Annotated in this window: 12 protein-coding genes and 1 riboswitch; of the genes, 2 read left to right on the forward strand and 10 right to left on the reverse strand. The window is 66.2% G+C overall.

Annotated features, from left to right (window positions below; translation table 11 throughout):
* Window positions 1–5: 5 nt before the first annotated feature.
* Together F4U95_RS10175 and rsmI are read right to left on the reverse strand one after the other, a co-directional pair.
* A complete protein-coding gene (locus F4U95_RS10175; protein ID WP_150425583.1) occupies window positions 6–359 on the reverse strand; it encodes a YraN family protein in 354 nt (117 codons plus the stop codon).
* Window positions 356–1,213, reverse strand: a complete 858-nt coding sequence (rsmI, locus tag F4U95_RS10180; protein ID WP_120250822.1) for a 16S rRNA (cytidine(1402)-2'-O)-methyltransferase — start codon at window positions 1,211–1,213, stop codon at window positions 356–358. Before rsmI ends, F4U95_RS10175 begins: the two co-directional genes overlap by 4 nt.
* A gap of 11 nt (window positions 1,214–1,224) precedes the next feature.
* On the opposite strand from rsmI, the gene F4U95_RS10185 reads away from it, so the two are divergent.
* A complete protein-coding gene (locus F4U95_RS10185) occupies window positions 1,225–2,430 on the forward strand; it encodes a penicillin-binding protein activator (protein WP_425505052.1) in 1,206 nt (401 codons plus the stop codon).
* 29 nt (window positions 2,431–2,459) lie between these two features.
* Here the strand turns inward: F4U95_RS10185 and F4U95_RS10190 are convergent, their stop codons facing one another.
* Together F4U95_RS10190 and F4U95_RS10195 are read right to left on the reverse strand one after the other, a co-directional pair.
* Entirely contained in the window at window positions 2,460–3,236 is a 777-nt protein-coding gene (locus F4U95_RS10190; RefSeq protein ID WP_150425585.1) for an ABC transporter ATP-binding protein, read from the reverse strand.
* Entirely contained in the window at window positions 3,230–4,228 is a 999-nt protein-coding gene (locus F4U95_RS10195; RefSeq protein WP_120250825.1) for a FecCD family ABC transporter permease, read from the reverse strand. The genes F4U95_RS10190 and F4U95_RS10195 overlap by 7 nt, the downstream gene beginning before the upstream one ends.
* 38 nt (window positions 4,229–4,266) lie before the next feature.
* Between F4U95_RS10195 and F4U95_RS10200 the strand changes: the two genes are divergently transcribed.
* Window positions 4,267–5,070 carry an ABC transporter substrate-binding protein gene (locus tag F4U95_RS10200; RefSeq protein WP_150425648.1) on the forward strand — a complete coding sequence of 268 codons (804 nt, stop codon included), beginning with the start codon at window positions 4,267–4,269 and terminating at the stop codon, window positions 5,068–5,070.
* A 16-nt stretch (window positions 5,071–5,086) separates the two neighbouring features.
* Here F4U95_RS10200 and F4U95_RS10205 read toward each other — a convergent pair whose 3' ends face one another.
* The 6 genes from F4U95_RS10205 to F4U95_RS10230 all read right to left on the reverse strand — a co-directional run bounded on the left by F4U95_RS10205 (window position 5,087) and on the right by F4U95_RS10230 (window position 13,453).
* Window positions 5,087–6,946: a TonB-dependent receptor plug domain-containing protein gene (locus F4U95_RS10205; protein ID WP_150425586.1), complete on the reverse strand. Its 1,860-nt coding sequence runs from the start codon at window positions 6,944–6,946 to the stop codon at window positions 5,087–5,089.
* Between the two features lie 170 nt (window positions 6,947–7,116).
* A riboswitch (cobalamin riboswitch) is annotated at window positions 7,117–7,330 on the reverse strand.
* A 62-nt stretch (window positions 7,331–7,392) separates the two neighbouring features.
* Window positions 7,393–8,196, reverse strand: coding sequence for a formate dehydrogenase accessory sulfurtransferase FdhD (gene fdhD / locus F4U95_RS10210; protein WP_150425587.1), 804 nt, complete (start codon window positions 8,194–8,196; stop codon window positions 7,393–7,395).
* 31 nt (window positions 8,197–8,227) lie between these two features.
* The gene (locus F4U95_RS10215; RefSeq protein ID WP_211363973.1) at window positions 8,228–8,533 is read right to left on the reverse strand and encodes a formate dehydrogenase subunit delta; all 306 of its coding nucleotides are present in this window, start codon (window positions 8,531–8,533) and stop codon (window positions 8,228–8,230) included.
* 8 nt (window positions 8,534–8,541) lie between these two features.
* Window positions 8,542–11,388, reverse strand: a complete 2,847-nt coding sequence (fdhF, locus tag F4U95_RS10220) for a formate dehydrogenase subunit alpha (RefSeq protein WP_150425588.1) — start codon at window positions 11,386–11,388, stop codon at window positions 8,542–8,544.
* Window positions 11,385–13,004 (reverse strand): formate dehydrogenase beta subunit, encoded by a 1,620-nt coding sequence (locus F4U95_RS10225; RefSeq protein WP_150425589.1) that lies wholly within the window; start codon window positions 13,002–13,004, stop codon window positions 11,385–11,387. Before F4U95_RS10225 ends, fdhF begins: the two co-directional genes overlap by 4 nt.
* A complete protein-coding gene (locus tag F4U95_RS10230) occupies window positions 13,001–13,453 on the reverse strand; it encodes an NAD(P)H-dependent oxidoreductase subunit E (RefSeq protein WP_150425650.1) in 453 nt (150 codons plus the stop codon). Before F4U95_RS10230 ends, F4U95_RS10225 begins: the two co-directional genes overlap by 4 nt.
* Window positions 13,454–13,476 lie beyond the last annotated feature (23 nt).

A 13,476-nucleotide genomic window follows, 5' to 3' on the forward strand; every position in this document is an offset into this window, starting at 1 on the left:
TATGTTCACCCCCCATGCCAGACATTGGCCAGATGGCGCGGCGCGCGGCCCGGCGCAAGGAGGATGACGTCGATTCGCATATCATCGCCCGGTTTCGCCAGATCATGCCACAATATTTCCGCCGCCGCCGCGACCCGCGCCAACCTGCGTTCGTCGATCGCCAGGTCCAGTTCCGCCGCACTCCCCCGAGCCTTCACCTCGACGAAGGCGATCATGCTGCCCCGTCGCGCGACCAGATCCACCTCGCCCGCCGGGGTCCGCATGCGGCGGCCCACAATCTGCCAGCCCCTCAGGCGCAGCCACCAAGCGGCGATGCGTTCGGCCTGTCGCCCGCGCTTCTCCGCCTGCTGTTTGCTCATTCCTCGGCTTCCGCGGCCTTCAATTCCGTCGCCCGGTCGTAGAGCGTCCGCCGGTCCAGCCCCAGCTTCTTGGCCACCTCACCCGCCGCCTTCGATACCGGCAACCGCGTCAGCGCCTCCAGCAAGGCCGCATCTGCATCCTCCGCGCTCGCCGGCGGCGCTTCTCCGGGCGGGCCGACGGTCACGACGATTTCCCCCTTGGGCGGCGCATCGGCGTAACGGGCGGACAGTTCGGTCAACGTCCCCGTCGCCGTCTCTTCGAACGTCTTGCTGATTTCCCGGCTGACCGCCGCATCCCGGTCGCCCAGATGCGCGGCCATCGACGCCAGACTGTCCGACAGGCGCGGCCCGCTTTCGTAAAAGACCAAGGTGGCCCGCAGCGCCGCCACCTCGTCCAGCGCGTCGCCCCGTGCCTTCGCCTTGCTCGGCAAAAACCCCATGAACAGGAAACGATCGGTCGGCAGCCCCGACAGCGTCAGCGCCGCGATCGCCGCGCTGGGGCCGGGCAGGGTCGTGATCCTGCGCCCCGCCGCCCGCGCGTCGCGCACCAGCTTATACCCCGGATCGGAAATCAGCGGCGTCCCCGCATCCGACAGCAAGGCGACCGATTCGTGGCCCATCCGCTCCACCAGTCGCTGCCGCACATTTTCCGCGCTATGATCATGATAGGGGACCATCGGCCGGTCCGACCCGGCATGGCGCAGCAGACGCGCGCTCACCCGTGTATCTTCCACGGCGACCACATCGGCCAGCCGCAGGACTTCCGCCCCGCGCGGCGTAAGGTCACCAAGGTTGCCGATTGGCCCCGCCACGATATAAAGCCCGGGTTCAAGCCCTGAAGGTTCAGTTTCCATAAGGACGCCAGATGACAGAGACGGATGCCCCCCGGCAAGCAAACATGTTCGCCGCCGCAAAAAGGGGCGCACGGATCGCCTTCATGGGGGCGGCGCTGTTTCTGGCCGCCTGTCAGTCGATCGTGCCCAAGGGGCCGGGGCCAGTCGCGCCCACTGGCCCCACCCAGCCGACCGGCCCCGAAGTGGTGCAGGGCCTGCCGACCGACACCGCGCGTCATCGCGTCGCGCTGCTGGTGCCGATGACCGGCACCAATGCGGGCGTGGGCCAGTCGATCGCCAACGCCACCACGCTGGCGCTGCTGGATACCAAGACCGACCGGGTACGCATCACCACCTATGACACCGCGCTGGGCGCCGCAGCCGCCGTCAACAAGGCGCTGGCCGACGGCAACCGCCTGATCCTTGGCCCCCTGCTGGCGGAGGATGCCCGCATCATCGGGCCGATCGCCGCGCGCGCCAATGTGCCGGTCGTCAGCTTCTCCAACGACGCCAGCATCGCGGGCAGCGGCGTCTATGTGCTGGGCTACAACACCGCCCAGTCGATCGACCGCGTCGTCGATTATGCCAAGGACAAGGGCCTGACCCGCTTCGGCGCGCTGGTGCCCCGTGGCGTTTATGGCGAACGGGCCGGCAACGCCATGCTGCGCGCGGTCGAGCAGGCCGGCGGCACCGTCGTGTCGATGCAGACCTTCGACCGATCGCCCGCCTCCATCACTGCCGCGGTGAAGAAGCTCCAGGCATCATCCAGCTATGACGCGCTGCTCATCGCCGACAGCGGCCGGGTCGCGTTGCAGGTCGCGCCGATCGTGCGCAAGAATGGCGGCGCCACCGCGCGCCTGCTGGGCACGGAACTCTGGAACACCGACACCGCGCTGGCCGCAAGCCCTGTGCTGCGTGGCGCTTGGTTCGCCAGCGTGTCCGACACGCTCTATCGCCAGCTCGCCAACAAATATCGCGCCCGCTACGGCAGCGCGCCTTTCCGCCTGTCGTCGCTCGGCTATGATTCGGTGCTGCTGACCGTCCGCATCGCGCAGGATTGGAAGCCCGGTTCCCCCTTCCCGGCGGCGCGTCTGCGCGATGCCGGCGGCTTTTCCGGCATCGATGGCGCCTTCCGCTTCAACCGCGCGGGCGTTGCCGAACGCGCGCTGGAGGTCGGCGAAGTCGGCGCCGGCGCCATCACAGTGATCGACCCCGCACCGCGCGGCTTCGGCGAGTAAAGACGATCCTCCCCCGCAAGGGGGAGGATTTAGCGGACCCGCCCCATCGGCAGGATCAGCGGCACATCCCCGTCCCGCTCGATCCGGGCGGTCACGCCATAGACGCGCGCCAATATGTCGGGCGTCAGCACATCCATCGGCGTGCCGTCCGCGACCAGCGCACCATCCTCCATCAGCAGCAGCCGGTCGCAATAGCGCGCCGCCATGCTGAGGTCGTGCAGCACCGTCACCACCAATGCCCCGCCCCGCGCCTCGGTCCGCAGCAGGTCCATCACGTCGATCTGATGTCCGGGGTCGAGCGCGGCCAGCGGCTCGTCCGCGATCAGCGCCCGCGCGCCCACGGCCAATGCCCGCGCCAGCAGCACCCGCGCCCGCTCACCCCCTGACAATTCGGTCGCGACCCGGCCCTTCAAATGTAGCACATCGGCCCGCGCCATCGCCGCCTCGATCACCGCCTCGTCATCTGCCGACAGGCGCGACAGCGGGCCCAGATGCGGCAACCGCCCCAGCGCCACCAGCCGCTCGACACCCAGCGGCCAGTGCAGCGTCTGACCCTGCGGCAGATAAGCGACCGATTTCGCCACGCTCTGCCGATCCAGCCTGGCCACGTCGCGCCCATCGATCAACACTTGCCCGGCTTCCGGCTTCACCAGCCCCAGCAGCGCGCGGATCAATGTAGACTTGCCTGCGCCATTGGGGCCGATCACGCCGACCAACGTCCCCGGCACCATCGTCACGCCGACATTCCGAACCGCCGCATGGCGCCCCAGCCGAACCGACAGCCCTTCCGCAACGATCGTCACCATAGCCGCCGCTCCCGCATCAGATGGACAAGAAAGACCGGTACGCCCAGCAACGCCGTCACCACGCCCAGCTTCAGTTCGTTGGTCGACGGGATCAGCCGCACGCCGATATCCGCCAGCGTCAGCAGCGCCGCCCCGCCCAGCAGCGAGGGCAGCAGCACAGCCGATGGCGACCGGTCGGTCAGCGGCCGGACCAGATGCGGCACGATCAGGCCGATAAAGCCGATCGAACCGGACACCGCCACAGCGCCGCCCACGCCGATCGCCACGCCCAGCATCATGCGCAGCCGCGCCGCCGACAGGTTGACGCCCAGCGCCTGCGCGCCTTCCTCCCCCAATGTCAGCGCGTCCAGCGTCCGCCCGTCGGCCAGCAGCAATGCCGCGCCGACGATGACGCAGGGCAGCGCGATCCAGACATGGTCATAGCTGCGATTTTCCAGGCTCCCCAACAGCCAGCTCATGATTTCCATCGCGGCGAAGGGGTTGGGCGACAGGTTGAGCGCCAGGCTGATCCCCGCCCCCGCCAGCGTCGATACGGCGATGCCGGCCAGGATCAGCGTCAGCGGGCTTTCCGCCGATCCCGACAGCAGGAACAGCGTCAGGATCGCGATCGCCCCGCCAAGGATGGCCAGCAACGGCAATGCCAGCGGATGCAGTTCGGACAGGCCGAAATAGAGCGCACAGACCGCGCCCAGAGCCGCCGAATTGGATGCGCCCAGCACGGATGGTTCGGCCAGCGGATTGCGCAGATAGCCCTGCAACGCCGCGCCCGCCACGCCCAGCATCGCGCCGACCAGCAGGCCCAGCAGCATGCGCGGCAGGCGCAGGTCCAATATGATGGTGCGGGCGATCATGTCGCCGCCACCGGTCAGTACAGCCCAGATGCGCGTCGGGCTGATCGTCACCGCGCCCAGAAATATGGAGGCGAAGGCCGCGCCGACGACGATCAGCGCCAGGCCGGGGATCAACAGGGGATGATAGCGGCCTGCGCTCATGGCTTGCCTCCTTGCCTGTGCTTGTTAAGGCGGTGGGGATGATCGGCCGAATGATCCTTGCGGCGACCGCCCTGTTCGCGCTCAGCGGCGCGGCTGCGCCTCCACGTCGGATCGTATCGCTCAATGTCTGCGCCGACCAATATCTGCTCGCACTGGCCGATCGGGGTCAGATCGCCGCGCTCAGCAGCAACGCCCGCGACCCCACCTTGTCGGCGGCGGCGGAGAAGGCGCGCGGGTTTCGCATCCTGCGCCGCCCGTTGGAAGAAGTGCTGGCGATCCAGCCCGACCTGATTTTGGGCTATCCGATCGGCGAAGACCGGGTGGCCGGCGCCCCGCCGGGCGACTGGCGCACGCTGGGCCTCGCCAGCGCGGAAAGCTATGGCGCGATCCTCGACCAGATCCGTCAGGTCGCGCGCGCCATCGGCCATGCCGACCGGGGCGAAGCGCTGATCGCCGGCATGAACCGCGATCTTGCCACCCTGCCCCATATTGGCCGGGATAAGGTCGCGGCCTATTATCAGCGGCGCGGCTATATGACCGGCACCGGCACGTTGATCGACGATCTCATGCATCGCGTTGGCCTCACCAATCTCGCCAGCCGGCTCGGCAAGCCGATGCTGGCGCAGATATCGCTGGAGGAAATGGTCGCCGCTCGCCCCGACTGGCTGATCGTGGAAAGCGCGACCGACCGGGTGGTCGATCAGGGCACGGAAATGCTGCACCATCCCGCGCTGCGCACCATCCCGCGCATCAGCCTGCCGCAAAGCTGGACCGTGTGCGGCGGCCCGGCCTATGTGCAGGCGGCAAGGGCCATCACGGCGCGCCTGAACGCGCCGCGCTGACCCCAGCCAAAAGCCCTCAGAAGCGGACACGCACGCCGCCATAGGCAGCGCGGCCATAGGTGCCGTAACCATAGGCCGTCTGGTAATTCTCATCGGTCAGATTGTCGACGCGACCATAGACTTCCAGATGCTCGCCCACGGGGAAGGAGGCCCTGATGCCGGCCAGCGCATAGCCATCCAGACGGCGCGTGTTCGCCGCATTGTCGAAACTGTCGCCGACCATCGTGACGGTCGCGCCGGTCGACAGGCCGAAGGGCCAGACATAGTCGGCCGACACGCTCACCGCATTGGCGGCGCGGCGGGCCAGACGATTACCATAGGTGGCCGATCCGACCGACCGGTCGCGCGCATCTACATAGGAGTAGCTGCCCGTCACGGTCAGCGCGTCCACCGGCTTCAAGGCGATCGATGCTTCCACGCCCTTGGCGCGGGTGCGGTCCAGATTGGCGTAGCCACCAAAGGGCGGAAGCGAGACGTCATAATTGATCTGGTTGCGGGTATCGCGCTGGAACGCCGTGACCGACAACACCGCGCGGCCACCATCCAGCCGCTGGTCGAAGCCGACATCATAGCTTTTCGACCGTTCCGGGGTCAGCGCCCTGTTGCCGCTAAACGTGTCGTACAACTGATAGAGCGACGGCGCCTTGAACCCCTCGCCATAGCTCAGCCGTACATTTGTCGCGCCGCCATTGGGCGAATAATTGGCGTTGGCGCCAAAGGTGGTCGCGCCGCCGAACTGGCTATGATCGTCATGACGCAGGCCGCCGGTGACGGCCAGGCCCGTGAAGGGCTTCACGATCGCCAGCGCATAGACGCTGTCGATGTTGATCTTCGCGCTCGTCGTGCTGAAGGCGTCGTAATAATCATAGTCCGGCCGCTCATGCTCGTAACCGAAGACCAGCTTGGCCTGATCGACCGGGGCATAGACGCCTTCATATTCGAAGCGCAGGTTGGTGCCGCTATAGCCATAATCGACATCCGCGCCGCGCGCCGAATAATAGTCGCGATCGTTGCGCATCCAGGTGACGGCCGCCCGATTGGTCAGCTTGCCGTCCAGCAGCGCAAGGTTGATGCCGGCATAGCCGACATATTGGTCGGTAATGGCGACTTCGGGCGTATCGGCCAATATATAGGCCGGCGCCGGGAAGCCATCTACGTCCAGATCGGCATGGATATAATAGCCGCGCAGGTCGAGGCTCAGGCTGTCCGAAAAGGCCAGCTTCAATCGTGCATTGGCGGCGATATTCTCGCTGCCGTCGCGCTCTGTGCCGTTGGCGGCCGACGAAATGCCATCGGTGCGGAAATAGGCAGCGCCCACGCCGCCCGACGCGATACCGGCGGTACCGGATATGTCGGCCTTCGCACTGAACGTGTCGCTATAGCCATATTCGGCCGAAGCGTTGGCGCCGAAGCCTTCGGCCGGCACGCCGGTCATGATATTGACCACGCCGCCGATCGCCTGGCTGCCATGCACCACCGAGTTGGAACCGCGCAGCACCTCGATCCGGCGGATATTGCCGGTCAGCAGCGGGCCGAAATCATAGCCGTCGCCAATGCCGCTGGGGTCGTTCACCTTCACCCCGTCGATCAGCACCAGCGTCTGCGTCGTTTCCGCACCGCGCAGCGACACGCCGGTCTGCGCGCCGACGGTGCCGTTGCGGTTGAAACGCACGCCCGGCGTCGTCGCCAGCAGGTCCACCACGTCGATCGCCTGCCGCGTTTTGATCGTGTCCGCGTCGATGACCGTGATCGCCTGACCGACCTCATCGCGCGACTGTTCGATGCCCGCGGCGGTCACGACGATATCGTCGTCCGCCTGCGCAAAGGCCGGATTGGCAGCAACCAGAGCCACCAGCGAAAGTCCATATTTCAACATTGTCATTGCCCCTAAAGCGTCGGTGCGACGTCGGCAGGGGCGTCCGCCCGAAAGCGGTCGGGCCTTTGGGGGGATGACGCCATATCCCGTCCGCAGCCCGATGCGGCCCCGGCCGCATGGCGTCGCTCGACGGAAAACCACCGTGCCCCGACCATCCCCTGGACCAAAGCAAGAGCGACCAAGCGCCGGCCGGTCTCCTGGCTCGCGGGTCACGGCACGATGCACGCCTTCCCGGATTGCTCCAGTGGCTGCCCTTTTTTGGGGGCCAGTGCATCGCGCTATCCGCTCACAGTTGCAGGGACAGCCGTGGATTAAGGCGCTTGTGACGCCCGCACCACATTCCCGATTAACCCGTTTCCGGGCACCGGCGCGATCATGTTGCAGGAAAGACATGCCTCCCCCACACCGCGCGCCATAAGGGAAAGCCGGGACGCTGCCAAGCGGTCCTATGTTTGGCGGATGTCGCTGTGGCCCCGCAGCAACAGGGCGTCGGACCGCGCCAACACGACCAGCGACAATCCCGCCGCCTCGGCCCGCTCCGCCGCCAGCCGGGTTGGGGCAGATATGGTGACCAGTAGGGGGCAATCGGCCAGCACCGCCTTCTCCACCAGTTCATAGGAACAGCGCGACGACAGCAGCGCAAAGCCGCCGTCCCAGTCCGCCTCCATCCGCGCCATCGCACCGATCAGCTTATCGAACGCATTATGCCGCCCGACATCCTCCCGCGCCAGCCGGATCGCGCCGTCCGCCCCGACCCAGGCCGCCGCATGGGCCGCACCGGTCGCGGCGTTGAGTGGCTGATGATCGCGCAAATCCTCTAGTGCGCGAAAGATGGCATCCCGATCCGCCCGCGACGTCGTCGTCACGCGCGGCAAAGGCCGGATCGCCTGCTCCAGATTCTCGATCCCGCACATGCCGCAGGAGGAATCGGACGCGCGATGCCGCACCCGATCCAGCAATCCATCGGTGCGATGCGGCGGCAATGTCGCGCGGGCGACGATCCCCGCGCCTGTATCATGCACATCCACGTCCAGCAGTGCATCGTCCCGGCTCACCAGCCGCTCGGCCAGGCTGAACCCCTGCACCAGATCGCCGATATCGCTCGGCGTCGCCATCAACACCGCATAGCCCGCGCCATTATATTCGATCGCTACCGGCACTTCTTGCGCCAATGGCCGCTCGACCGCCCGCGTTGCGCCGTCGGGGGTCAGGCGATCGAATGTCAGGGGGCTGGCGGCGGCATCATCCATGATCACGGCCTAGCGGTGGACGGGCCGCCGCTCAACCGGCGTCGCAATGGCCGGCCTCATCCACGGCATTGAACTGCGCCGCATCGACATCGGGCGCCGGCCGGCCCTGCGCCATTCGGGCCACCGCGGCGGCTACCGTCGGCGAAAGCCGTTCGGGCTGATCCTGCGCGATGGCGACGATCTGCGCCTTCATCCGCGGATCCCAGAAGCGGGTCAGATGTTCGGCCAGCGCTTCCGTCGCCTTCGCTTCGCCCATCATTGCCATGTTGCGGGCGATCTGGTGCGCCATATAGACCAGCCTGTCCGTGGTGGACATGACATGCGTATCGTCGCTCATATGCCCGCCTATTCCGCCGCTTCCAGCGGGGCGATGCGGCGGCTGGTCCGGGCCTGCTCCGCATAATCCTGCTGCCAGTCGCTCGGCCCGTTGGACGCCATCACCTGCACCGCCGTCACCTTATATTCGGGGCAATTGGTGGCCCAGTCCGAATAGTCGGTGGTGATGACATTGGCCTGCGTCTCGGGATGATGGAAGGTCGTATAGACCACCCCCGGCGCGACCCGCTCGGTAATCAGCGCGCGCAAGGTCGTCTCCCCCGCCCGGCTGCGCAGCGTCACCCAGTCGCCATCCTTCAGGCCGCGATTGTCGGCGTCGCTCGGATGGATCTCCAGCCGGTCCTCGGGATGCCAGGCGGTATTGGCCGTACGCCGGGTCTGCGCCCCGACATTATAGTGGGACAATATGCGCCCGGTCGTCAGCAACAGCGGGAAGCGCGGCCCGGTCTTCTCGTCGGTCGGCACATAGTCGGTGACGACGAATTTGCCCTTCCCCCGCACGAAGCCGTCGATATGCATGGTCGGCGTTCCGTCCGGCGCGGCGTCATTGGCCGGCCATTGCAGCGATCCTTCCGCCTCCAGCCGGTCATAATGCACGCCGGCAAAGGTTGGGGTGAGCGCCGCAATCTCATCCATGATCTGCGCGGGATGGTCGTAGGTCCAAGCCAGCCCCATGGCATTCGCCACCAATTGCACGATCTCCCAATCGGCGTAGCCATTGAGCGGCGCCATCACCTTGCGCACGCGCTGGATGCGCCGTTCGGCATTGGTGAAGGTGCCGTCCTTCTCCAGAAAGGTCGATCCGGGCAGGAAGATATGCGCATAATTGGCGGTTTCGTTCAGGAACAGATCCTGCACCACCACGCACTCCATCGCCGCCAGCCCCGCCGCGACATGATGGGTATTGGGGTCGGACTGGAGAATATCCTCGCCCTGCACGAACAGGCCCTTGAACGTGCCGTCGGTCGCCGCGTCCAGCATGTTGGGAATGCGCAACCCCGGCTCGGCGTCCAGCGTCACGCCCCATGTTCGTTCGAACAGGCTGCGCGTCGCATCGTCCGACACATGGCGATAGCCGCTGAACTCATGCGGGAAGCTGCCCATGTCGCACGCCCCCTGCACATTATTCTGCCCCCGCAGCGGGTTCACGCCCACGCCTTCACGCCCGACATTGCCGGTCGCCATGGCGAGATTGGCGATGGCCATAACGGTCGAACTGCCCTGCGAATGTTCGGTGACGCCCAGCCCATAATAGATCGCGCCATTGCCTCCGGTCGCATAGAGCCGCGCGGCCGCCCGAACATCCTGCGCCTTCACGCCGGTCAGCGGTTCGATCGCTTCGGGCGAACGCGCCGCCTCCGACACGAACTCCGCCCAGTCCATGAACTCGTCCCAATCGCACCGCTCGCGGATGAAGGCTTCGTCATAGAGTTTCTCGGTCACGACCACATGGGCGATCGCGGTCAGCATCGCGACATTGGTGCCGGGCCGTAAGGGGAGATGATGCTCCGCCGAGATATGGGGCGATTGCACCAGATCGGTACGGCGCGGATCGATGACGATCAGCTTCGCGCCCTGCCGCAACCGCTTCTTCATGCGCGACGCAAACACCGGATGCCCATCGGTCGGATTGGCGCCGATGACCAGAATCACGTCGGCCTGCATGACGCTATCGAAATCCTGCGTCCCTGCCGACGTGCCGAAAGTCTGGCTCAACCCATAGCCGGTCGGCGAATGGCACACCCGCGCGCAGGTATCGACATTATTGTTGCCGAACCCCTGGCGGATCAATTTTTGAACCAGAAAGGTTTCTTCGTTGGTGCAACGGCTCGACGTGATGCCGCCGATGCTGCGCGTGCCATATTTGCCCTGGATGCGGCGAAACTCGCTCGCGGTATAGGCGATCGCCTCCTCCCAAGACACTTCGCGCCACGGCTCGCTCACCGACGCGCGGATCATGGGGTTGAGAATCCGGTCCTGATGCTGGGCATAGCCCCAGGCGAAGCGGCCTTTGACGCAGCTATGGCCGCGATTGGCCTTGCCGTCCTTCCACGGCACCATCCGCACCAGCTCTTCCCCCCGCATTTCCGCGCGGAAGGTGCAACCCACGCCGCAATAGGCGCAGGTGGTGACGACGGCGCGATCGGGCGTGCCGATCTCCACTACCGCCTTCTCGATCAGCGACGCGGTCGGGCAAGCCTGCACGCACGCTCCGCAGGACACACATTCCGACCCCAGAAAATCCTCGCCCTGCGATGGCGACACCTTGGAGTCGAACCCCTTGCCCTCAATGGTCAGCGCGAACGTGCCCTGCACCTCTTCGCATGCCCGCACGCAGCGCGAACAGACGATGCATTTGCTGGGATCGAAATCGAAATAGGGGTTCGACTGATCCTTCGCCTGCCCCATATTGGTCGCGCCATCATAGCCATAGCGCACGTCGCGCAGGCCCACCGCCCCGGCCTGATCCTGCAATTCGCAATCGCCATTCGCGCCGCAGGTCAGGCAATCGAGCGGATGATCGGAAATATAGAGTTCCATCACCCCGCGCCGCAGCTGCTTCAGCCGGTCGGTCTGGGTGCGCACCACCATGCCTTCGGCAACCGGGGTGGTGCAGGATGCGGGATAACCGTTGCGCCCCTCCACCTCGACCAGGCACAGCCGGCACGATCCGAAACTCTCGACATTGTCGGTCGCGCATAATTTGGGGATGGAGCCGCCCAGCAGCGATGCGGCGCGCATGATGCTGGTGCCTTCGGGCAGGGTTACGCTCTGCCCGTCGATGGTCAGGGTGACGCTGTTGCCGGTCGCGATCGCGGGCGGCGTGCCATGGTCGGTTTCGCGGGCGTAGGTCATTCCGCGGCCTCCTTGATGGGCGCAGGCGCGCCGAAATCCTCGGGAAAATAATCGAGCGCGCTCAGCACCGGATAGGGGGTGAAGCCCCCCAGCGCACAGAGCGAGCCATATTTCATCGTATCGGCCAAATCGCGCAGCAACGTGGTCTGGGCTTCGATCGAAACATCGATCCGGGATGGGTCGCGCGAATAAAGCGCTCGATTCAGATACCCCTCCCCCGTTCGTGCTGAGCCTGTCGAAGGGCGCGCACGTGCTTCGACAGGCTCAGCACGAACGGAACTCGCGCTTTCTCGCGCGCCAATGATCCGGTCCATAATCTCTACCCCGCGCGTCGATCCGATCCGGCAGGGCGTGCATTTGCCGCAGCTTTCCGCCGCGCAAAATTCCATCGCGAAGCGCGCCATATGCGCCATGTCGACACTGTCGTCGAACACGGTGATGCCCGCATGACCGATCAGCCCGCCTGCCTGCGCGAATGCCTCATAATCGAACGGCAGATGAAACATGCTCGGCGGGAAATAGGCGCCCAACGGCCCGCCCACCTGCACTGCCCGCACCGGTCGTCTATTCGCCGTCCCGCCGCCGATATCGTTCACCAGCTCGCCCAGCGTGATGCCGAAACCGATCTCGTACAGCCCGCCATGTCGCACATTGCCCGCCAGTTGCACCGGCATTGTCCCGCGCGACCGGCCGAACCCGACCGCCGCATAAGCCTCCGCCCCCTCAGACAATATGAACGGCACGGCGGCCAGCGACAGCACATTATTGATGACGGTCGGCTGACCGAACAGCCCCTTGAGCGCCGGCAGGGGCGGCTTGGCCCGCACCTGTCCGCGCTTGCCCTCGATCGAATCGAGCAGCGCCGTCTCCTCCCCGCAGACATAAGCGCCCGCCCCCTCGCGCACCTCCAGCACGAAGGGCGCTACGATGTGCGCCGACGCCTCGATCGCCGCGCGCATGGTCGCGATGCCGTAGGGATATTCGGAGCGGATATAGATATAACCACGGCCCGCGCCCACGGCATGCGCCGCGATCGCCATGCCCTCGATCAGGCAATAGGGATCGCCCTCCATCAACATCCGGTCGGCGAAGGTGCCGCTGTCGCCCTCGTCGGCGTTGCAGACGATATATTTGTCGCCCGCCGGCGCGTCCAAAACGGTCTGCCACTTGATGCCCGTAGGGAATCCCGCCCCGCCGCGCCCGCGCAGACCCGACGCCTTGACCGCATCGACGACCTTTTGCGGCGCCTGCGTCCGCGCCACGTCCAGACCGATCCAGCCACCCAATGCCGCATAATCATCCAGGCTCAGCGGATCGATCACCCCGCACCGCGCGAAGGTGAACCGCTGTTGCCCGGCAAAGAAGGGCAAATCCTCCACCTTGCCGAGCCGCGCCGCATGGCTGCCATCCAGCACCGCCGCCACATCGTCCGGCCCGACCGGCCCGAAGCCGATCCGTCCGTCCTCCGTTTCTACTTCGACCAGCGGCTCGATACTGAACAGCCCGCGCGATCCGGTGCGCACCACTGCGCACCCGGCATCGGCAAAGGCGCGCGCCACCTCGTCCGCGCCCAGCGCCACCGACGCCATGTCCCGGCTGATGAAAACCCGCCTCATGCCGCCACCTCCAGCGCGATCCGCTCCAGCGCGGCGGCATCGATTCGCGCCACTGGCCGCCCATCGACCAGCGCATTGGGACCGACCGCACACAGGCCCAGGCAATAGACCGGCTCCAGCGCCACCTGCCCGTCCGCCCGCACCGCACCCATCGCCACGCCCAGCCGCTGTGCCGCCGCCTGCTCGATCGCCGCGCCACCCCGCGCCTGACAGCTTTCCGCCCGGCACAGCTTCACGACATGGCGGCCCGGCGGCGTCCGGCGAAAATCATGGTAGAAGGTGATGACACCATGCACATCCGCGCGACTGAGGTTTAGCGCCTTGGCGATCGCGGGCACCCACGCATCGTCGATATAGCCACCCTCTTCCTGCATCGCGTGCAGCAGCGGCAATAATCCGTCGCGCGTCGTGCCATGGCGCGCGGTCCAGGCGCCGATAAACTCTTCCATCATACCCTGCCTTTTGGCTCATT

The sequence above is a fragment of the Sphingobium limneticum genome, from assembly GCF_008710165.1.
GTDB lineage: Bacteria > Pseudomonadota > Alphaproteobacteria > Sphingomonadales > Sphingomonadaceae > Sphingobium > Sphingobium limneticum.